14 protein-coding genes are annotated in these 22,523 nt (G+C 36.4%); 8 read left to right on the top strand and 6 right to left on the bottom strand.

Going from position 1 to position 22,523, the window contains the following annotated elements; all coding sequences use genetic code 11:
• The first annotated feature begins 11 nt into the window (after positions 1-11).
• The 3 genes from Q0845_RS18275 to Q0845_RS18265 all read left to right on the top strand — a co-directional run bounded on the left by Q0845_RS18275 (position 12) and on the right by Q0845_RS18265 (position 9,006).
• The gene (locus tag Q0845_RS18275; protein WP_298516299.1) at positions 12-2,111 is read left to right on the top strand and encodes an FAD-dependent oxidoreductase; all 2,100 of its coding nucleotides are present in this window, start codon (positions 12-14) and stop codon (positions 2,109-2,111) included.
• A 182-nt stretch (positions 2,112-2,293) separates the two neighbouring features.
• Complete coding sequence (locus Q0845_RS18270; RefSeq protein ID WP_298516297.1) at positions 2,294-3,985, top strand: patatin-like phospholipase family protein; 1,692 nt, start codon at positions 2,294-2,296, stop codon at positions 3,983-3,985.
• Between the two features lie 422 nt (positions 3,986-4,407).
• Positions 4,408-9,006, top strand: a complete 4,599-nt coding sequence (locus Q0845_RS18265) for an immunoglobulin-like domain-containing protein (protein ID WP_298516295.1) — start codon at positions 4,408-4,410, stop codon at positions 9,004-9,006.
• Between the two features lie 78 nt (positions 9,007-9,084).
• Here the strand turns inward: Q0845_RS18265 and Q0845_RS18260 are convergent, their stop codons facing one another.
• The 3 genes from Q0845_RS18260 to Q0845_RS18250 form a co-directional block, all read right to left on the bottom strand.
• Complete coding sequence (locus Q0845_RS18260; protein ID WP_298516292.1) at positions 9,085-9,648, bottom strand: biopolymer transporter ExbD; 564 nt, start codon at positions 9,646-9,648, stop codon at positions 9,085-9,087.
• A 163-nt stretch (positions 9,649-9,811) separates the two neighbouring features.
• Entirely contained in the window at positions 9,812-9,967 is a 156-nt protein-coding gene (locus Q0845_RS18255; RefSeq protein WP_298516290.1) for a hypothetical protein, read from the bottom strand.
• Positions 9,968-10,109: 142 nt separating this feature from the next.
• On the bottom strand, positions 10,110-10,799 hold the full coding sequence (locus Q0845_RS18250) for a pseudouridine synthase (protein WP_298516288.1): 690 nt from the start codon (positions 10,797-10,799) through the stop codon (positions 10,110-10,112).
• Between the two features lie 92 nt (positions 10,800-10,891).
• Here Q0845_RS18250 and Q0845_RS18245 point away from each other — a divergent pair, with 92 nt between their 5' ends.
• The 5 genes from Q0845_RS18245 (at position 10,892) to Q0845_RS18225 (ending at position 18,147) form a co-directional block, all read left to right on the top strand.
• On the top strand, positions 10,892-11,554 hold the full coding sequence (locus Q0845_RS18245) for a hypothetical protein (protein WP_298516287.1): 663 nt from the start codon (positions 10,892-10,894) through the stop codon (positions 11,552-11,554).
• Between the two features lie 79 nt (positions 11,555-11,633).
• The gene (locus Q0845_RS18240) at positions 11,634-13,196 is read left to right on the top strand and encodes a YdiU family protein (RefSeq protein WP_298516284.1); all 1,563 of its coding nucleotides are present in this window, start codon (positions 11,634-11,636) and stop codon (positions 13,194-13,196) included.
• 63 nt (positions 13,197-13,259) lie between these two features.
• Positions 13,260-14,480 carry a bifunctional alpha/beta hydrolase/OsmC family protein gene (locus Q0845_RS18235; RefSeq protein WP_298516282.1) on the top strand — a complete coding sequence of 407 codons (1,221 nt, stop codon included), beginning with the start codon at positions 13,260-13,262 and terminating at the stop codon, positions 14,478-14,480.
• A 256-nt stretch (positions 14,481-14,736) separates the two neighbouring features.
• Positions 14,737-14,928, top strand: coding sequence for a cold shock domain-containing protein (locus Q0845_RS18230; RefSeq protein WP_298516280.1), 192 nt, complete (start codon positions 14,737-14,739; stop codon positions 14,926-14,928).
• 291 nt (positions 14,929-15,219) lie between these two features.
• Positions 15,220-18,147: a S8 family serine peptidase gene (locus Q0845_RS18225; RefSeq protein ID WP_298516278.1), complete on the top strand. Its 2,928-nt coding sequence runs from the start codon at positions 15,220-15,222 to the stop codon at positions 18,145-18,147.
• 126 nt (positions 18,148-18,273) lie between these two features.
• Here the strand turns inward: Q0845_RS18225 and Q0845_RS18220 are convergent, their stop codons facing one another.
• The 3 genes from Q0845_RS18220 to Q0845_RS18210 all read right to left on the bottom strand — a co-directional run bounded on the left by Q0845_RS18220 (position 18,274) and on the right by Q0845_RS18210 (position 22,399).
• Positions 18,274-18,885, bottom strand: coding sequence for a hypothetical protein (locus Q0845_RS18220; protein ID WP_298516276.1), 612 nt, complete (start codon positions 18,883-18,885; stop codon positions 18,274-18,276).
• Between the two features lie 63 nt (positions 18,886-18,948).
• A complete protein-coding gene (locus Q0845_RS18215) occupies positions 18,949-21,129 on the bottom strand; it encodes a T9SS type A sorting domain-containing protein (RefSeq protein WP_298516273.1) in 2,181 nt (726 codons plus the stop codon).
• 55 nt (positions 21,130-21,184) lie between these two features.
• The gene (locus Q0845_RS18210; protein WP_298516271.1) at positions 21,185-22,399 is read right to left on the bottom strand and encodes a multidrug effflux MFS transporter; all 1,215 of its coding nucleotides are present in this window, start codon (positions 22,397-22,399) and stop codon (positions 21,185-21,187) included.
• Positions 22,400-22,523: the final 124 nt, after the last annotated feature.

Here is a 22,523-nt window from a genome sequence, read left to right as displayed (position 1 = left end):
AACCAAAACAAATGAGTTATTTATCATTTAGCCCTGGAAATCAATCTACCGGAAAGGGCAAAAAGAAGAAAGGAACTGTTCGTAAAGCCTTTTCTGATTGGATTATTCAAAATTACGGAGACGACTACAAAGAAACCTTACTAAAACAACGTTCTGATGTCAAAAACATCGGATTGCTGAAAGAACAAATTATTGAAGTAAAAGACGATACTCAAAAAAAGCCTTTAGTAGGAATTATTGGTGGTGGATTTGCTGGAATGTATGCAGGATTGATTCTACAATCGCTCGATATTGAGTTTGAAATCTTTGAAGCTTCCGATCGTGTTGGCGGACGTATTGATACTTGGTATTCTACGGAATATGATGCCAATAGTCAAGAAAACAAAGGATTATATGGAGAAGTAGGAGGCATGCGCGTTCCACAATTCTCAGAAGATATGTTGCCTGTACAACATTTAGCCTTGTCGTTAAATTATGTACTAGAACGCAATGGATTAACAGATAAAATGCTGCGTTGGCGAAAATTCTATTATAACTCAGACTATCAGCGTTTGCGTTATAATGATATGAAAAAACCAATCATTGCCAAAAATGCAAGTCTCAACTCTTTACAGTTTGGGAAAGATCAAGGAGGCGATTTGAAAGAAGTTTGGGTGACTCCAAAAACGGATGAAAACGGCAATGAATATTTACCTATAAATGTCATTTTAGATAAAGTAAACGGTCCATTTTTAGAAGCTATTGACAAATCTTTTCAAACAGGATTTGCCAAATTGATGCGTTATGATAACTATTCAATGTGGGCATATTTAACAAATGTATTTACCTTGGCGGATTTAGAAGAATACTACGATCCAAAAATGGGAGCACCTTGCGAGAATCTCTCCTACAATGTAGCGAGTTATTTGGAAACCTTGAATGTTGGAACAGGAATGTACAGTGTTTCTTTTGTGGAAATGGTCATTGCGGTATACGATTGGGATGGAAGTAAAAATTCGTACGATCCGTCAGATCCAAATATCTATATGATTACGATGGACAAAGGAATGCAGCACTTTCCAGATGCTTGTAAAGCCGTTTTAAATCTTAAAAATGGAGTTACTGTTGATGATGGAAATTTGGCGAAAGTACTAATTGGTATGGAAAAAGGAGCAAATAACGAATATGGATATTCGCCACCAAACCTAACCAAAGACGCAGAACCACCAGCTTCTGTACCGCCAGCAGATCCTAAAGGACAAGCACATACAAAATTAGATCCTTCTACCTCAAAAGAACGTGTCTTTATGAATCATAGAGTTACCACAGCTCGATATGATGAAAGTTTGTATGAAAATAATGGAGGCATACGCTTATCCATCTTAAATGACAAAAACGAAACTATTGAACGAGCATATGCATATGTGATTAGTACGTTGCCAAATGGTGCGTATTTAAACGGTCAAAAACATAAAAACTTCTTTGATGGTTTATCCTTCTCAAAATCAAGAGCATTGCGCGAATGTAACTATATGCCATCGTTCAAAGCATTTATAACATTCAACACACAATTCTGGAAAGACATTGGAGAACGTCAATATGAAACCGGATTAGGAGTTTCTGCAAGTGATAGACCTAACAGACAGATTGTATATCCATCGTACGGATACGATGCGCAAAAAGGAGTCTTGCAAATTTATTGCTGGGCACAAGATGCAGAACGTATGGGCGCATTGTCTGATGAAGAACGTGTGAATGAATGCTTAAAAGGAATTCAATTCATGTATCCAGAAGTTGACATTTACAAACATTTTGCGGGCTATAAAGATGGTGTAAACACAAAAACATGGTTTTGGGATCAACATGCAGGAGGCGGAGCCTTTGCATTGTTCAATCCTGGGCAATTCAAAAATTTATATCCAACCTTACTAACTCCAGAATTTAACGGAACTCTCAACCTTGCAGGAGAATGTTGTTCTGTACATCACGGCTGGATTGTTGGTGCATTAGATTCAGCCTATAATGCAGTCAATAACATTTTAGAAAAAATGAAAGCCACCAAACATATTGCTAAAATGCAAGCAACTTGGGGCGTATTGACCGCACCAGATATCGCCATAAAAAAGAAATAGACCTCTGTAGGATTCTCAGAATCAAATACTAACAACTATTAAGTGCTCCAAAAGGAAAGTGTTTTTAAAGCTTTCCTTTTGGTTTTTATATAGTTAAAAATGAGTATATTTGAGAGACTTCCCCAAGATTGAAATAACCTCACAGTACAATAATTAACAAAAACTAACCATATACTACTATTATGTCAAAAGACTTTATTCCATTTAAAAGCATCGGGCTTTGTTTCAGTGGTGGCGGTTATCGCGCTACGTTCTTTTCGCTTGGTGTTGTATCGTACCTAGAAAAAATACAGTATCAAAATCACTCGTTGGTAGACAATGTGGAAGCTGTAAGTACAGTAAGTGGTGGAACCTTATTTGGTGTCGCTTATTCCAAGGCAGTGCAAGATCCTAATTTTGATTTTAAAACTTTCTTTCAAAAATTTTACACCAATTTTGAACCTGGGAAAGACAAACTTTTAGAAACGGCCATTGCAAAACTGAGCGATGACCAAGTTTGGAGAGATAATCCGCATAAAAAACGTTCACTTATCAACGCTTTTGCTTTGACGTATGCAGAAATGGATATTTATAAGGATGATTTTAAAATTTTTGCAGAACCGACTTCTCCAAATCTAAAATATGTCTGCTTCAACGCAACTGATTTTTCTTTTGGGTTGGTATTTCGCTTTCAAAATACGGGGAAATTTGGAAACAATCCTTTGGGGAAATCAGAAGTCACTAAAATAAAAAACGAAATACAACTGGCTGATATTGTAGCATCTTCTTCGTGTTTTCCATTAGGATTTGAACCATTGGTTTTTCCGGATGATTATATAAGAGATCAAGAAAGCAGCAACTACAAATCGGTAAAGAATTTAGAATTATTCTCGGATGGAGTCGGAATTATGGATGGTGGAATTGCTGACAATCAAGGGATTGGAAGTATGCTACGTATTAGTGAACGCAGGAAAGATGAAGATGATCCTAAAAAGAAGCGTGAGCTAGACTTAATCATTGTAAGTGATGTGGCAAGTTATAAAATGACACCTTGGCAACCAGAACCCAAAGCAATTTATGAAGGTGAAAATATAAAAACCAAAGCTTCAAACATTCTTAGTTACTTTGGCGTAAAACCACTCTATTGGATTTTATTATTGATTGGTGTTTTGATGATCGTTCTCAATTCCTTTGAAATTATCAGTGGAAGATCGTGGCCAGCGTTATACATTATTGGTGGAATTATTACTGGAGTTGGAATTTTACTGACGGTTTTTGGAATTGGCGCAGGCATTGTAAAAGGATTTGCTGTAAACTGGGTTTCTTCCATGTTCCGAAAAAATGTACCACAACCTTTAGTTGATGATGTCTTGAGTTTTAGAAAACTACGATTAGATTTGGTACAGCGAATGCTTACAGAACGCATCAGCACAACTGTTGTGATGGTAAACGATATCTTTTTAAAACAAATACGACGTCTAAACTATAAGTTCTTATACTTTAAAAAAGGACGCGAATTCAGGTCTGTCACTTCTACAGTATATCAACTCAATGGAGCCAAAACTGCTTATGGAAGGCAACCATTCAACAAAGCTATTACGACAAAACCATCTACATTGCTAGAAAATGTAGCCTTAACAGCTTCTGAAACTCCTACAACACTTTGGTGGGACAAAACAGATATTGCCAAAGGACGTATGGATACCTTGATTGCTTGCGGACAGTTTACAATTTGCTATACATTGATGGATTATATAATTGACTTGAAAAATAGCAAAATTGAATTCTCTGAAGAACAATTAAAAGACATGGATGCACTTTATGATGCCTTGGAAGATGATTGGAAAAAATTCAATAAGAATCCAATGTTTCATGTGGAATCCTTAAAGAGCTAATACATAGTTTCTTACTAAATACAAGCGTTTTTGAAAAAAGACGCTTTTTTTATGAAAAAAAAATAACAAAAAAGACCTAACATTCCGAAATATGCAATAACGTAAGTAAAAACCCTAAAATAGATAAGGTAAAACCAAAAATATTTAATCAATAATTCTTAAGTTTTTTACATTTTTTATGCATTTAAACCTAAAAAAGTGTATTTAATCGATAATAACATGCGTTTTAACGATAGTTTAAGTACAGTCAACTAAATAGTCTGGAGATCATTTTAAATGACGCTAGCTTTATAAGAGTATTAAAATAGCCCTTGAAAATACACATTTTGCCCTGAATGAATTTTTCAAAAAATAAAGACTGTTTTAACAGGTTATTTACCCCAAAATAATCTCTTTGAACTTAACCTAATTAGTAAAAAACCATGAAAAAAATTCTACACCTAATGGTGTTATGTTTACTTGCGTCTTATTTGCAAGCACAAACACCAGGCGTATCGATCTTTTACGAGCAAACAGCTGGCGATACCCGTAACTACATTGAGTACATTCCAGGAAACTTACCGATTATTATTTCTGCGCCACATGGAGGAATACAACAATCTGGACAAACAATTGGAGGGATATTTTATCCTGATAACGACAGTTCTTTACCAGATAGATCATGCGGAACTAATGAAAGAGATGACAATACAGACATTTTAGTACGTGAAATTCAAAAAGAAATCTTTGAACTTACAGGTTGCTATGCACATGTTATCATTAACAATTTACACAGGTCTAAACTCGATCCAAACCGTGAAATTAATGAAGCAACTTGTGGCAATGCAAATGCCGCTGATCATTGGACAGCTTTTCATGGATTTATTGACCAAGCAAGTGCCTCTGTAGAAGCTAATTGGGGAAAAGGATTGTATATTGACTTACATGGTCAAAGTCATTCAGTTCCAAGAATAGAAGCTGGATACAATATCACTGCAGACGAATTGAATTCATCAAACCTAAACGCAGCAAGCATTATTAATAAGTCTACAATAAGAAACTTAGTAAATAATAACTTAAACAATCTAACGCACGAGCAACTCATAAGAGGAAATAACAGTCTTGGAGAAATGTTTCAAAATGCTTCTGGAATATTCTATGCAAGTTTAGGTCATGCAGGTTGCGGAAGTACAAATGGTTACAGAACTGTGCCAAGCGCTACCAACAATGGCGGAGGAACTTGCGATGATACACGTCCATATGGAAACGCATATTTTGATGGAGACTTTTACAACAACCGTCGACACGGATCAGGAAATGGTACAAGTGACGGAACTGGTGGAGCTGGAAATATTGACGGAATCATGACGGAAGTCAACCGTCGTGTACGTGACTTAGGAACCTATAATGGTCAAGTATACGATTCAAGACCACAAACTTTAGTGCCTTTTGCCAAAGATTATGCAGCAGTAGTGCTAAACTTTATTGACACACATTACAACGATTATGCAAGTTTTGGATTTTTGGCTAGCATGTATGCGATCAACGGACCAAATCCGACACCAATTTTGATGAATCCTATTACTACAGGAACATTCTCTGCGCCAGCTGGATTAGCTATCAATGCTGCAACAGGAGAAATTGACACTGCAAATTCAACTCCTGGAGATTATGTAATTACGTATACTGCTGGAACATGCGGATATTTCTCTACATCACAAACCATTTCTATTGTGACAGATATTTCACAAGATACAGAACCGCCAACAGCGCCGTCTGCTTTATCTGCGGTAAATATTACTGAAACAACGGCAGATTTATTATGGAGTACTTCTGTAGACAATGTAGATGTAACTGGCTATAATATTTATCAAAATGGTACTTTACGAGAAACGATTCCACAAGTGACCAATTATGTATTGACAAATCTAACACCTGATACAAGTTATACAATTAGACTAACAGCAATAGATTCTGCTGGAAACGAATCTGCTTCAAGCAATGAAATAAACTTCCTAACATTACCAAACGTAATATTAAACTATTGTGATTCAGCGAGTGAAAATGTAACTGACGAATTTATTAGCAGAGTGCAATTTGGAGATATAGACAATGCTTCTGGAGCACAATTCTATTCAGATTTTACCAATATATCTACGGATTTAGTAAAAAATGGACAATATGTATTGACAGTAACACCAACATGGACAGGAACAGTATACAACGAATCTTATGCTGCTTGGATTGATTACAATCAAGATGGAGACTTTACCGATGCTGGAGAACAAATATGGACACAAGGAAATACACAAGAAACGCCGGTAAGTGCTACAATTACCATTCCTACGTCTGTGCCAAATGGTGCAACTAGAATTCGTATTTCCATGAAATACAACGCATTACCAACACCTTGTGAAACTTTTACGTATGGTGAAGTAGAAGATTATACGGTAAACATTGTTTCTGCAGAACCAGATTCTGTAGCGCCAATTATTACACTATTAGGAGAAAATCCAATTCAAATATTTGTAAATGACACGTATACAGATGCTGGTGCAACGGCGCTAGATAATGTAGATGGTGATATTAGCGATTTAATTGAAGTAACTGGAACGGTAAATACAGCTGTAGCTGGAACATACACACTATCTTATAATGTTAGAGATGCAGCAAATAATCAAGCCGCAGAAGTTACAAGAACAGTCAATGTTGTGGAACTTGTCGATGACATTGCGCCAGTAATCATATTGAATGGAAATAGTCCAATCAGCTTAAATGTTGGTGATGTTTATACAGAATTAGGAGCAACTGCAACGGATAATGTAGACGGAGATATTACTGCAAATATTAGTATCAGTGGAAATGTTGATACGTCTACAGCAGGAATGTATGTAGTTCGTTACAATGTAAGTGATGCTGCTGGAAATGCAGCTACAGAAGTCATTAGAAATGTAAATGTAACGGCAGATACTACCATTCCTGTGATTACGCTTAATGGAAGTGCCGCAATTACCTTAAATATTGGTGATGCGTATACAGAATTAGGCGCTACAGCAACAGACAATGTAGACGGAGACATTACTGCAAATATTAGCACTAGCGGAACGGTTGATACAACTGTCGCAGGAACTTACTTAATTCGTTACAATGTAAATGATGCTGCTGGAAATGCCGCTGCAGAAGTTACACGTACAGTAACTGTATTAGCAGACACAACAATTCCTGTGATTACTTTAAATGGAAATGCTACAATTACCTTAAATATTGGTGACACGTATACAGAATTAGGCGCTACAGCAACGGACAATGTAGATGGAGACATTACCGCAAATATTAGCATTACTGGAACGGTGGATACTGCTGTCGCGGGAACTTACTTAATTAATTACAACGTGAATGATGCTGCTGGAAATGCCGCTGTACAAGTAACACGTACGATAACTGTATTAGCAGATACCACAATTCCTGTAATTACCTTAAACGGAAATGCTAGTATCAACTTAAATGTAGGTGATGCGTATACAGAATTAGGAGCAACAGCAACAGACAATATTGACGGAGATATTACTGCAAATATCAGCATTACAGGAACGGTTGATACCGCTGTAGCTGGAACTTATACAGTACGTTATAATGTAAGTGATGCCGCTGGAAATGCTGCTGTAGAAGTAACACGAACGATCACTGTAGAAGAAGTTGGTGTGGGTTGTGCTAATGGAATTGATACATTCCCATATGCTGAAAGTTTTGAAAATTCGCTTGGCGGATGGACGCAATCTACACAAGATGATATTGATTGGACATTAAATTCTGGAACAACACCTTCAAATGGAACAGGACCAGAAAGTGCTATTGATGGAAATTCGTATGTATATGTGGAAGCTTCTGGAAATGGTGCAGGATATCCTGACAAACAAGCTATTTTAACATCTCCATGTTTTGATTTAACGCAGTTAACACAAGCTACATTTAGCTTTAACTATCACATGTTTGGAACGGATATGGGAACATTGGATGTAGAAATCAGTGAAGATGCTGGCGCTACTTGGACTTCTATCTGGACAAAAACAGGAAATCAAGGAAATGCTTGGCAAACAACCAACTTAGATCTTTCTGCATACACAGGAAGCAATGTACAACTACGTTTCAATAGAGTAACAGGAAGCACATGGAGAGCAGATATCGCGATTGACAATATCAGCTTAATCGATCAAGAAATCGTAGTAGAAGGTTGTGCAAACGGAATAGGAACGTATCCATATACAGAAAGTTACGAAAATACGCTTGGTGATTGGACACAGTCTGGACAAGACGATATTGACTGGACAGTTGATTCAAACGGAACTCCATCAAACAATACAGGACCTTCAAGTGCTACGGATGGAAACTTCTATATCTATGTGGAAGCTTCTGGAAATGGTACAGGTTTCCCTAACAAACAAGCCATCATCAATTCACCTTGTTATGACTTAACAAATGAAGCAAGTGCATCATTCAGCTTTAGCTACCATATGTTTGGATCTGATGATATGGGGACTATTTCACTTGAAATTAGCAATGACAACGGATTGTCTTGGAATACCATTTGGACCGAATCAGGAAACAAAGGAAACCAATGGCTCAATGTAAATTTAGACATCTCTGCATATGTTGGTGGCAGTGTACAATTGCGCTTCAACAGAGTTACTGGCGGAACTTGGCAAGCAGATGTTGCTATTGATAAAGTAGAATTGAAAACAACTTTAGCGGCACGTCAAGAAACAACCACAACAAAAGATAAAGAAGATACAAATACGGTTGTAGCTTCCAATGGAGCTAATTCAATGACCATCTTCCCAAATCCGGTTCGTGGTAGTGTACTAAACATAAAACTAGATCATGGAACGGCAAAAACGTATAAAATTATCAATTTGTACGGACAAGCTATTGTAGCTGGAACGGTGAGCAATCAAATACAAGTCAGTAAAATTCCATCAGGTATATATTTCTTAGAAATTTTTGATGGACATAATACACTTACTAAAAAGTTTATCAGAAACTAATTTCAAACGCTCACTAAACTACACGAAAAGCCCGGTACAGAGATTTGTATCGGGCTTTTTAATAGCTAAAAAATAAATCTATTTTCCTAACTCAGCTTCTGTAATTAAAAAAGGGTAGGAATCTTTTAATACTTTCAGTTCTTCCTTAGTCAAATCTTTAACGTCTTTTTGAAATTTAGCTTTGCTTAAAGTGGTGCGCAATTCAGCATACGCGCCCATTAATTCATTTTGGATGCCAACATAGGCATTGTACGAGGCTTCACGATCGGTTTCAATAGCAATAATCGCTTTTGTCGGATGATCGGATAAATTCTCCTTTTTAGTTCCATTACAATAATCACAAGAGGTATCGCCATTATTGTCTACAAAAGCTTTGACGTTTTCACGCAACGCATCAATAGAAATAAATTCATTGTTTGCCATTAACTGATCATTTTTATTCAGTTTAATCTTAAACACATTCTTTGTACGAATCTCTGAATTACAATCAGTACCTTCGGGACAAGGTTTCCCAATGACACTATTAATTCCCTGATCTTCATCAAAAGTAGTGGTGACTAAAAAAAAGATGAGTAGTAAAAACGCAATGTCGGCCATAGAGCCAGCGTTAATACCAGAAGTGGTCTTTCTGGACATTTTCATAATAAATCGGTTTTAATGTTAATGCTATAATCGCATCAAAAGTAATGCCGAATACTATTTTATAAGCTTAAAATGAGAGAGATACCTTTCTGAATACTAAGGAGAAATAATTGAGATAACTAAAAAACGCTCTCTATAAAGTAGAAAGCGTTTAAAAAAATTATTAACCCCGTAATGGGCAAACACAGATAATTAGTGGATGACTATTAGAAGCTGGATCGACAGTAGTTTTAATATTCCCACCTAAAAGAGCTTCCTTCTGAAAGTTGCTAATTACTGTTTTGTTCATTTTTAAACTTTTTAAATTCTTTTTTTTCATAATTATCTATTTAATGATTTCTATTCAAGATAAGAGAATCGTATGGCCAAAAGAAATAGACTTACCTCCATTTTATATAATAAAGGTTCGATTTTAACTGAAGAATAACTACTATATTGAAAAGTAGATTTCTAGATGTTTTTTAAGGTAATTTCCATTGAAATTTTTCTGTAATTGTATACCAATGTCTTGGGAATGGACACTGAATCACCATTGGTGTATTTAAAAACGGATGCGTAAACGAAAGTGAAGCTGCATGCAAAAACAAATTAGAAATGTCAAATTCCTCCTGAAACATTCTGTTATGAAAACGATCGCCGTATTTTGGATCGCCAATAAGCGGATGACTGATTTTATTAAGATGGATTCGCAATTGATGCATTCTGCCAGTCTTTGGAAGTAATTTTACCAAACTATAACGCGAAGTTTCAAAAGGTTGTACAGGAATTGGCAATTCAATATTCACGAGCGTTTCAAAATGTGTGAGCGCTTCTTTATGCACATTTGCATCACGACCTTTTACAGGAGAATCAATCGCACCATTTTCTGGAGAAAAACCTCGAACAAGACCATAGTACACTTTTTCAATCTGATTCTCAACAAACAACGCTTGAAATGTTGAAACATATTCCTTTTTCTTAGCGCACAACACGATTCCAGAGGTTTTCCTGTCCAAACGATGTATCGGATAATAAGATGCATCAAACTTTTCTTGAAGCAATTCCAACAACGTCTGTTCATCTGACTGATTTCGCGCCATCAACGAATGATGCACCAGCATATTGTTGGGTTTTGACACAGTAATTACAAAATCGTCTTCGTATAAAATCATCTGTAAAACTACTAAACTATACTGGATTCGCAATTTGTACGTTTATTTCTTAAGAATCTTTCTTATATGGAACCCATAAACGCATTGCATGTATGAATTATAGAATATTCATGATCACCATACTTTTCATTGCTGGATGTACTACCAGTTCAGACTTCACAATTCTCACAAGTGAGATACAATTAACGTATAAAGACTCCAATAATCTTGAAACATCATTATTCAAACGTTTTGAAAATGACTATAGAGGACGATATCAAATAACATCAGAAACAAAAAAAGACACTACATTTCTAATTTTAAAGCGTAATGAGGAACTAGCAATGGGATTTCCTCCGTGGCGCTATGATAGACGATTGAAAACAACTACATTAACATGTCCTGAGAAAATTAGAATTGAAACAGGAAGACTCTCTTTTTATTTCTGTTATTCAGATGTGTTGATACACATACAACAACATCCTGCTAAAAATGATGTTGCGTATTCATTTCTTTTTCAAGAAGTTGAAAAATTACTCATCAATCTAAAAGAGAATAGAGGAGCTGCTCTCCCGGATTTAGTGGTGAATGAGCGAATTATTTCTGAATTATTACGTCATATCAATTTTGATATAAAAGATAGTGGAGGAGAAGTTATTGAAATAATTAGTATTGGGGAAATATATTCGGGCTGGTCTAAAGATTTTGAGTATTACTTTATGAATACTCAAAATGATACGATTGCTGCTTTTTCATACAATGAATGGGTACAATAAACCATATACTTCGTCTACGATATCTAATGAGAAATCAGAACAATCTTAGTATCTTTACATACTAAAGAATTGCTAGAGAATGAAACTCAATATAAAAGATACCTTCAACAAAGAATTACCAGCCGATCCAAACAAAAACAATACACGACGTAAAGTATTTGAAGCCTGTTATTCGTATGTAACACCACGAATTCCATCGAATCCCAAACTAATTCACGTTGCTGATGAAGTCGCAGAAATGCTCGATTTGGAACGCGACACAAATTCTGAAGACTTTTTGAATGTCTTTTCAGGAAAAACAGTCTACCCAAAAACAAATCCATTTGCCATGTGTTATGGCGGACATCAATTTGGACATTGGGCAGGACAATTAGGTGATGGAAGAGCCATCAATTTGGCAGAAGTTCGATCAAACGGACAACATTGGGCATTGCAACTCAAAGGAGCAGGAGAGACGCCATATTCGCGTACAGCAGATGGTTTTGCAGTATTACGTTCTTCTATTCGTGAACATTTATGTAGTGAAGCCATGCATTATTTAGGCGTTCCCACAACACGTTCTTTGTCATTAATGCTTACAGGTGATGAAGTCATGCGTGATATGTTGTACGACGGCAATCAAGAATACGAAAAAGGAGCCGTAGTCTGTAGAGTATCTCCAAGTTTTGTACGTTTTGGAAACTTTCAAATATTGACAGCGCGAAAAGATCATAAAAATCTTAAAAATTTAGCGGATTATACGATTCGAAATTTTCATAAAGACATCCAAACAGAAGGAAAAGAAAAGTACGTTGCGTTCTTTCAAAAAGTAGTAGACAACTCGTTAGAAATGGTAGTACACTGGCAACGTGTCGGTTTTGTACATGGCGTAATGAATACAGACAATATGTCCATTTTAGGATTGACCATTGATTACGGTCCGTATGGTTGGTTGGAAGGATATGAACCAAATTGGACACCAAACACAACCGATAGTAGAAATCATCGATATGCGTATGGAAATCAACCAGGAATCACGTTGTGGAATCTGGTGCAATTGGCAAATGCCTTATATCCTTTGATTGAAGATGCCAAACCTTTAGAAGACATCTTGGAAGGATATCAGCAACGTTTTGATCAGAAATATGTGGAAATGATGTCACAAAAAATCGGTTTGACACAAAGAAGTGCGGAAGTTGAACAACTGATTGAAGATTTAGAACAAAATTTACAATTGACAGAAACGGACATGACCATATTTTTCCGCGAATTGCCTCGCATTCAAAAGAAAAATACAGCTGCAGAAGCATTTCAAAAAATACATAAATCGTTTTACAAACCTATAGAATTGGCTGGCGGAACCACAAGTGCTTGGCTCAAATGGTTTACCACATATATCGATTTCTTACAACAAGAAGAAGACAGAGACGAAACTCGAAAATTCAAAATGTATGAAGTCAATCCGAAATTTGTATTGCGAAATTACATGGCACAACTCGCCATTGATGCTGCAAACAAAGGAGATTACACGGTCATTGAAGAATTATACGAAGTCTTAAAGCGTCCGTACAACGAACAACCAGAATATGAAAAATGGTATGTCAAACGTCCTGAATGGGCACGACATAAAGTTGGTTGTTCTATGCTTTCTTGCAGTTCGTAATGTTTTATAATTTTAACGTACTAAACTGTTATCAATAATACAGTTGAAGAATATAACAGACTTATGAAAAGTACCAAACTCAAAATACAGAATCAAAAAGGCCACAATTTAAATGCTTATTTAGAATTGCCAGCCAATCAAAAACCGCATTATTACGCCATTTTTGCACATTGTTTTACCTGTAGCAGCTCTTTAAATGCGGTAAAAAACATCAGTAGAACCTTAACCACGCACGGTTTTGGTGTAGTTCGATTTGATTTTACAGGTTTGGGTAGGAGTGAAGGTGAATTTGCAGAAAGTCATTTTTCAGGAAATGTAGAAGATTTAGTTTCAGTTCATGAATACATGAAAACCAACTTTGAAGTACCAAGTTTATTAGTAGGACATTCTCTTGGTGGCGCTGCCGTATTAGTTGCAGCTTCTCAATTGAAAGATATCAAAGCGGTGGCCACAATTGGAGCGCCTGCCACAGTAAGTCACGTAAAGCACTTGTTTTCACACGATATTCATAAAGTACAAGAAGATGCTGATGTACAGGTAAATATTGGAGGAAGACCTTTTGTGATTAATAAAGATTTTGTGAGCGATTTTGACAAAACAGATCTTCCTGCAATTGTAAAAAACTTACGCAAACCATTATTAATTCTGCATTCGCCGATTGACGCTATTGTGGGAATTGAAAATGCGAAGCAATTATATGTCAACGCGCATCATCCGAAAAGTTTTGTCTCGCTCGATAATGCCGATCATTTATTGATGAATGAACGTGACAGTCGTTATGCCGGAAACATGATAGGATCGTGGGTAGAACGTTATTTTCCAAAGCAAGAAAACACCATGTTAGATACGGAAGGCGAACAATTGATTGGACATTTGAATTTAGTGGAAGATAATTTTACCACAAAAATTCAGATGAAAAATCATAGTCTCATTGCTGACGAACCTATTTCAGTTGGTGGAGATGACTTTGGACCTTCGCCATATCAACTATTATATGCAGGATTGGCAGCTTGTACGACCATGACACTAAAAATGTATGCCAATCGTAAAGGATGGGATTTACAAGAAGTATTCGTGTATATTTCTCACAGTAAAAAGAAAAATACGGAATTAGGAATTGAACTTGAAAAACCTGCACGTGTAGATTTTATCACCAAAAAATTAAAATTCATTGGAAACCTCTCAGACGAGCAGAAACAACGCTTAAAAGAAATTGCTGCAAAATGTCCTGTACATAAAACGTTGGCAGGAAATGTTGTATTTGAGAGCGAAGTTATTGGTTAGACTGACTTAAAACTGTTAGATTTTTAGACTTTCTTAGATTGTAAAATAGCATGACAAAGATCAATCGTTAATTGTCATGACAAGTTAATTAATCTACCGAAACCAATTTACTTGGTAAATTTTACTGACATAAGCTGATCACTAACAAGCAACTTTGGAAGAAATCCATTAAAATACTGAAATAGTGACACTATCTTGATTCTTGGCATAGTAATTGACTGTGTATAAGTATTATTAAAAAATTAAATATATTACAATGAGTAGAGGAACAGTAAAATTTTTCAACGACGCTAAAGGATTTGGTTTCGTAACGGAAGAAGGTTCAAACAAAGAACATTTTGTTCACATTTCAGGTTTAATCGATGAGATTCGCGAAGGTGATGAAGTTGAATTCGATCTACAAGAAGGAAGAAAAGGTTTAAACGCAGTAAACGTAAAAGTTATCTAATACATATACTTCAAGTTTTACAAAGCCCCATCAATAACTGATGGGGCTTTTTTTATGCCGCTATTTTTCAGAAATGACATTCTAATTTCGCTTCTTCAAATCAGCCTAAACGACTTCATGAATATATCAAAAACAGGAAAAACCCTGTTGAAATTCAGGACATTACACTTGTAATAAGAGTGAAACAACTCTTTACTTTAAACGATTAGCAGTCTACATTGGTAGTCTTAGAAAATTATTCCTACGCTAGGCATAGTTTTTTAATGACATTAATAAACCTAAAAAGACCGTATGAAATCAAAAAAAAACCTGAAAAATCTAAAGAAACCAGAGAAAGTTAGTATTCACATTTCACTCCATAATCCAGGAGGGAAACCTTATGAAAAAGAAGCATTAGTACGTTTGGGAAGAACGCGACTGAAACGAGTAAAAGGAAAAAACCTCTATAAAGGCGAAATGCTTAAAGGAAATTATAAAATTTCTGTGACAGCGAATGATATGATAGCACCTCCAAGAATGCTTGAAGTCACTGGAAGAAATGAAATTACACCTATTTATCTAGGAAAAAAAGGATGGCCATCGTATCGCATGGGACAAAATCGCGTTCCTTTCCAACCAGAAGAAAGTCTCGTAGGATTCACATTTGAAATAAAACCTCCTTCTGAAAAAGAGTCAAAAAGAGCCATTGATAGAGTTTGTAAACAGTTTAAGCTAAAGCCATACAAACTTAAAAATGAAAAAGGAACAAACATTGCTGGCGATGGCGCTATATGGATGTTTAAATTAAGAAACCCTAAAGATCTAGATAAAATTAGAGCCAATGCGCCTAAATTCTTGGAAAGAGATGTTAGAGTTGGTATTCCTGTTGATTTGGGCAAAGATCAAATCAAGTTAATTGATCACCGTTTTGTGGTTCGATTTAAAAATCACATGAAGCCTAAAGATATCAATGCGCTCGTAGAAAAAACTGGCGGACGTATTTTAAGAAAGTTTATTCAAGCTGGAAATGCTTTTTTGATTGAATTTTTGAAAGGAAACTGGAAATCGCATCTGGAATTGATGGAATCTTGGTATGAAAAAGACATTGTTAAGTACGCTGAACCAGATATTATCGCAGAAATTACCGACGATGTATTTCCTGCCGATCCACCAAATGATGCATTGTATGGCACACAAGCTAATCTGACACTCCAAAATGCAGATCAAGCTTGGCAATTTTTGAATGGCATTGATCCAAATATTACTTTAGGAAGTACCAATGTAACCGTATGTTCGTTAGATAGAGGAATTGATATCGATCATCCAGATATTGGCGGAAACCTTACGGATGGAAATCCACAATTATCACAATGTTTCGATTTTTCGGGCATGCAACAATGTACCGTCCCTGGATATACTCCGTTTTCGGATCATGGTATGGGCGTTTATGGAATCATTGCTGCATTAACGGATAACAATTCGGCAGTAGCAGGAATCGCGCCTAATACACATCAAATAGGTTTAGAAAGAGTGAATGTAAGTTCCGTTAATTATGGAGATATATTATTATGGGCAGCTGGTTTTACAACAGGTAATACTACTGCAGGTTGGCCAGCGGAACCAATTCCTAATCCAGCAGATATTATATCCTGCTCTCATGGTTCAGACGGATTGGCTTTATCTGGTATCATGGACGACACTTTTGAATACTTAAGCACTTACGGTCGTGGAGGATTGGGAACATTGGTCGTATATTCTGCTGGAAATGGTGGTCAAGCAATTACTGGAGTGAGAACCTTTGCTGCACATCCACGAACATTGGCCATTTCTAATTCGTTACAACCTAACGGAGCAGGCGTTGAAGTATTGAGATTTACGTCTAATTTTGGTCCAGAAATAGACATTTGTGCACAAGGTCACGATGCACCTTCTCTTGATGATGTAGGAGGAACACAAACATTTGGAGGAACTTCTGCCGCAGCTCCAACCGTAGCCGCTGCAGCTGCATTAATGCTATCTGTTGAACCACAATTAACCTGGATTAACCTAAGAGATATTCTTAGAAACACAGCCGTAGTGATTGATGGCGCCAATGTAGATCCTGTTGGACAATGGGTTGGCGGTTTTAGCCAATGGTATGGTTTTGGACGCTTAGATATTCTGGCTGCAGTACAAGCCGCTAATGATTTTGATACAGGAGCCGTGAATCTTGTGATTAGAGACAATCTGTCTGACGACGGATCTGTAGTACCGACAGGAGGAACTTTTTGGAGAAGTCCAGATATTTGGATTAGAAATGCGGATCCGGCCGTAGAAGGATTAGCCGATCCAGCGTATGGAGTCAATCCTCCAAATCAAAATGCAATCTCAGGTTCAGACAATTGGGTACGTGTTCGCGTAAAAAATGCAGGAACAACAGCTTCTTCTAATTTTTATGTCAGATTATATTTATCGCATTTCGCAGGATCGCAATTTGTATATCCAACAGATTTCATTCCAACAGGAAATCCAGGAGATCCTATTCCAAACCCTTTAGTACAAGGAACGTACTTGATAGGAGAGGAGTTTGTAACGACACAAGCTAGTGGCGATGAAATTATTTATGATTTCCAATGGCCAGCAGCAATGGTTCCGCCGGAAACTGTAGGAGCAACTTCTTGGCATCCGTGTCTTTTAGCTGAAGTTTCACCACATACGGGACCAACTCCATCAGGAAACTTAGTTATTGATAATTCCAATCTTGGACAACGAAATATTACCATCGATTATACGGATGACAGTACTGATGATACGTATGAAGCTACCGGAGTTGTTGGAAATGCAGAAGATAAATCGACCATGAAACGTTTGGTATTACACAAAGGAAAATTACCTAAAAAGAGTGCCATTTGGATTCGTTTCTTAGATGAACGTGTTGAAAAAACGGTATTGGAACTGCTTCGAAAAAATCCATCATATAGAGAATATAATGAACTATTGATGATAGAACAGAATGCTTGTAAAAAGGCGAATGCAAAGGTGAAATCTAAAAATGGACAGACTTATTTTTATACGAGAGAATCTCGATTAATTATAAATGTACCTATGATTAATGGACGATTAACACCTGTTGTTATTGGAACAGAGTTTAGCGACAAACCAGGAAAAGATGGAATAGAACTCGTACTGATAGAAGAAAACATGTCTAGTTTACAATTAGGAGGATTTGGACTTCGTTTAGAAGCTGAAAGACCTAAATAACATAAGGTTTATTCAAAAACAATTGATTACATTCAAAAATCAGTTGTAGTCATTTCGAACACCGTTGAGAAACTTAGAAAAGCTATTTTTTCAGAATCTTATCTGTGTTCGATTTGACATTTATTATCATATATTAATAATTTGCTGAACTTCAGTAATTGGAATTTCACACGATTCTGAAACATTCCACTGAAGATTTTTACCCAAATTTATAAGTATAGCTTTATATTCATCATAGAATCTATAAAAACACATTATGGAGCCTTCGTCTCTGGATAATGTGTTTCGAGTATAATAAATGATAAGTCCATCATCAATAGGATCATAGTTAAGTTCTTTATCCCCGTAAGTTGAATCGTATGAGCGATATTCTTCTCTTTTTCTTTTCTTAATATAACTTACATCATTCTTTTGCTCATATCCTTTATACGTTTTTAGAAAAATTTCTGTAAAAGGTCTATATATGTTAGGATGATAGCTTGTAACTCTAAGTTTATTACCAGAACTCCAAAAAGAAAAAACATCTGAACTATCACTTTTATATTTAATGGAAGCATTACAAAAAGTAGTATCTATACCAATAATAAATAATTCTATTGGATTCCAATGACAGATTCGATTTTTAATTATTTTCTCGCAATTGCGAATAAAATTCGGATCGTCGCCTTTTGCTACTGATAAAAAATCTCCTTCAAACTTACAATTGCCAAATTTTATAACTGTTTTCAATTCTTGCATGTAATGTATCTCTGCAATTTTTTATGTTAATCAATTGATTTAGTATGTAATATTGGTCAAAGACTAGTTCTTAATCACTTTTTCTTGTAGCATAATTTTTCCTGTTGAATTATATCCTTTTATAAAATAAATTCCAGTCTGTAAGTTCGGTAAATTGATTGTTTCTTGATTTGAATTGATCGTTTCAGTAAACAGCAAACGTCCGTCAATACTGTATAAATCTACTTTTGAGATTTCCTCGTTTTCTGTTTGAATCGTCAATTGATTTGTGAATGGTACAGGATATACTTTTACGGAGGAAGTTTCAAACGCTTCAGTACTCAAAACACCACTAAAATAGTCATTGGCTTTGGTAAAAGCTTCTACACCAATTTGCGCACCAATAATTCGTCCACGAATATCATCAATTGGAGGATGAATTCCGCCCCAAATTCTTGATAAACTTGTTTGATCTGAAGCATCACGATAGGTTGCCCATTGCAATGTAAATGGCGCACTCGGTCCTTTTTCGAAGACTAAAAAGTTATCTTGTGGAATGTCAAACGTTCCCATTCCGCCAGGGAAAAATTCGTCTCCTGTCAATAATGTCAATACTTCAGCGGCAGCTCTAGAAAAAGTAGAATGTCCTGATAAATATCCTGCAAAAGGCGGCGTAACAAAGGTTCCGCGTTGATATGGCCACCATCTGTTAGCTAAAATCCAACCAACACCCGCAATATCTTGCGTAGGATCGTTGATATAATCTGGACCTTTCCAAGCATATACTTTTACTTTCCCTACATTTTCATCGCTATCTCCAGCTAACGGATCGCCCGTTTCTATCAATTCAATATAATTTGGAATCAACGGTAAACCATGCGGATCGTAACTAGGTAAGGAAGCATCGGTACTTTGTCCTTTTCCTGCCATATAACGAATGGCAGAAATTGGTCGCACATAATCGTAATATCCTTTAATTCCCCAAGTATTAACGGCTGCATCATGCATCGCGCCACCGAGCGCTAAATAACATTTTACATCCCATTCTAAATCCCCTAATATTGATCCTGAACCGTTTAAACGTTTTTCTACTAACGGATGATCACTTACATAGTTCATAATGGTAAACCAGTGTCCTGGAGGCGTTTCAGAATCTGGTCCGTCTGCCCAAAATTCAGCCAATACACGTGCATAATCTGCTCTTTTTACCATTTGTGGTGTATAGGGAAGATTCGTCACAGGATTGATGGCGTGTCCCGTACTAGGATCGCCACCATTTATAATATCATAAAAGGCTTTGTATTCTTCAAAGGTTTCTGGAAAAGCTGTTGTAGGCAAGTTTCCTATCGCGCCAGGTGAAATATCGATCATGGTATTATCGGCAGGATCTAAATGTGAAGACCACAACGAAACTAAGGCAAAGTGCCACTTATACGGATCGTCAATTCCATCTTCATTCGATTCTTGAATGTATACTGGCGGACCTGGATCGCTGTAAACGTAACAGTCAAATCCTTCATTGATAATCTGTAAATCATCATATTTTAAGGCAAAAGGGTAGACTTCTCCCCATTCTGGACTTAAAAAAGGTGGTGTATTTAATGGAAATACATTTCCGCTTTGGTCAATATAAACATCAAATGCTAATGGTTGCCATTTATCTGGATTGATATCGTTGGTGTCTTCGTACAAATCTAAAATCAATGGACTATTTACAGGTTGATAATGCTCATTGGCATAATCATTCTGCTCATTAGCACCATCTTGCATTCCATACGCAATAATTTCATCTGCTAAGTGATTTCCCAATGCTGCATACGAACCGGAACTGTAATCCGTAGACATAAAATTGACATCATATCCATACGATTCAAATAATGTTTGAAAACTCGGTAGGGAAGTGGCAGCACCTGGAGAATTGGCAAAACGATGCGTTAACAAACGATACATGGCATAACTAATAACTTCATGTCGTGCAGCTTCTACATCTGTTGGCGGCGCAATTCCGTTAAAAGTACTGGTATATGTACCATAGGTTTTTCCTAAAAATACCGTTTCTGCCGTAGCATCAAAAATGGCCCAAGCGTCATACATGACCATGGAACTATGAAATAAGTTTCGTGCATGTACTGTGGGACGTGCGAAATCGCCACGAATGGCATGTAATAATTCTTCATTCCAATCGCGTGCAACAGAATGCTGTGCTTGAAGTAATGGGATACAGAGAAATAGACTTAAAAAAGTCGCTACAATTATCTTTTTCATTTTGGTTGATCGAGGTTTTGCCGTAAACTTAGTTAAAAGATTGTTTTTTTACAAACTATGTTGTTGACAATGAAGCCGTTTTATTCACTTTTTTTAGAATCATAAGAATTAGGATTGAAGCGCATCCACAGATCATAAAACCAATAAATAGAGGAGAAGCTGTCGTTTCTATAAAGCTTCCGATGTAGGTTGCAATGGGAACTGCCATGATCGTAGATACAAATCCGTTAATGGCAGCACCAACGCCGGCAATATGTCCAACAGGTTGCATGGCTAACGAGCGTAAATTCCCGAAAAGGAAACCTATAGCGAAGAACTGAATGCCAAAAAATCCAACTAATACATACACACTAGGATTCGGTTGACCGTAGAAAAAAGCCAAATAAATCACCGGAATTGACGTAAAAGCAATCATAAATGCACGTACCATTTTGTACATGCCATACTTGAGTACAAAAGTTCCATTCAAAAATGTCGCAAATCCTACCGAAATGGCCAAAGCTGCAAAGATGTATGGGAACTCTTCCACCAAACCATATTGCTTATGGAAGATGTCTTGTGAAGCACTTAAGTACACCATAAACGAACCTGTAATTAATCCTGAAATTAAGGTGAATGCAATGGAAGTTTTGAATTTTAAAAATTCTTTTAAACCATTGATAAATAAATCTTTAGATATCTTTATTTGATTTTCTGGATGAAGTGTTTCGGGTTGTCGTTTCCAGAGCCAAATCATGATCAAAGCTCCAAAAATTAGTTGACTATTAAAGATGGCTTTCCAACCATAATGATCTAATAAAAGTTTTCCTAATGCTGGCGCAACCACAGGAACTAAGATGAATATGGCTACAATAAACGACATGATTTTTGCCATGTAATCACCGCTAAAACTATCGCGCACCATGGCAATACTGATCGTTCTTGGCGCCGAAAGTCCAATTCCTTGCAGAATACGTCCGAGAATCATGATTTCAAGATTGGGAGCAAAGACACAGAGAATACTGGCCAATACAAACAGGATGAATCCCATGTAAATGATGGGTTTTCGACCAATACTGTCGGATAGTGGACCAAAAATCAATTGTCCAAAACCTAAACCTAAGAAAATCATGGTAATAAGCTTCTGATTGTCTTTAGAATTTGTGGTTCCAATAGAAACTCCGATGGATTCCAATGCAGGTAAAATCGCATCAATAGACAGTGCTACAATAGACATTAATGATGCCATTAGTATGATAAATTCTGTTTGCGATTGCTTTTTTGAAATCATTTTGCAAAAGTACGGCTTCTGGTTGAGTTAAGTGTTTTAAAAAATGAAAGCTTTGTGTTAAATTTGGGTCTTGGGTCTTGGGTCTTGGGGCTTGACTAACAGCGAAGCGACCAAAGACCAAACA

This window comes from uncultured Kordia sp., assembly GCF_947489565.1.
In the GTDB taxonomy this organism is placed as follows: domain Bacteria; phylum Bacteroidota; class Bacteroidia; order Flavobacteriales; family Flavobacteriaceae; genus Kordia.
The sequence above is the reverse complement of the archived record's forward strand: the minus strand, read 5'-3'. Positions and strand labels throughout refer to the sequence as shown.

Bases quoted from the DNA above. Each gene is read 5' to 3' on its own strand.
- Q0845_RS18275 (WP_298516299.1), top strand. From the start codon at position 12: ATGAGTTATTTATCATTTAGCCCTGGAAATCAATCTACCGGAAAGGGC.
- Q0845_RS18270 (WP_298516297.1), top strand. From the start codon at position 2,294: ATGTCAAAAGACTTTATTCCATTTAAAAGCATCGGGCTTTGTTTCAGT.
- Q0845_RS18265 (WP_298516295.1), top strand. From the start codon at position 4,408: ATGAAAAAAATTCTACACCTAATGGTGTTATGTTTACTTGCGTCTTAT.
- Q0845_RS18260 (WP_298516292.1), bottom strand. From the start codon at position 9,648: ATGAAAATGTCCAGAAAGACCACTTCTGGTATTAACGCTGGCTCTATG.
- Q0845_RS18255 (WP_298516290.1), bottom strand. From the start codon at position 9,967: ATGAAAAAAAAGAATTTAAAAAGTTTAAAAATGAACAAAACAGTAATT.
- Q0845_RS18250 (WP_298516288.1), bottom strand. From the start codon at position 10,799: ATGATTTTATACGAAGACGATTTTGTAATTACTGTGTCAAAACCCAAC.
- Q0845_RS18245 (WP_298516287.1), top strand. From the start codon at position 10,892: ATGAATTATAGAATATTCATGATCACCATACTTTTCATTGCTGGATGT.
- Q0845_RS18240 (WP_298516284.1), top strand. From the start codon at position 11,634: ATGAAACTCAATATAAAAGATACCTTCAACAAAGAATTACCAGCCGAT.
- Q0845_RS18235 (WP_298516282.1), top strand. From the start codon at position 13,260: ATGAAAAGTACCAAACTCAAAATACAGAATCAAAAAGGCCACAATTTA.
- Q0845_RS18230 (WP_298516280.1), top strand. From the start codon at position 14,737: ATGAGTAGAGGAACAGTAAAATTTTTCAACGACGCTAAAGGATTTGGT.
- Q0845_RS18225 (WP_298516278.1), top strand. From the start codon at position 15,220: ATGAAATCAAAAAAAAACCTGAAAAATCTAAAGAAACCAGAGAAAGTT.
- Q0845_RS18220 (WP_298516276.1), bottom strand. From the start codon at position 18,885: ATGCAAGAATTGAAAACAGTTATAAAATTTGGCAATTGTAAGTTTGAA.
- Q0845_RS18215 (WP_298516273.1), bottom strand. From the start codon at position 21,129: ATGAAAAAGATAATTGTAGCGACTTTTTTAAGTCTATTTCTCTGTATC.
- Q0845_RS18210 (WP_298516271.1), bottom strand. From the start codon at position 22,399: ATGATTTCAAAAAAGCAATCGCAAACAGAATTTATCATACTAATGGCA.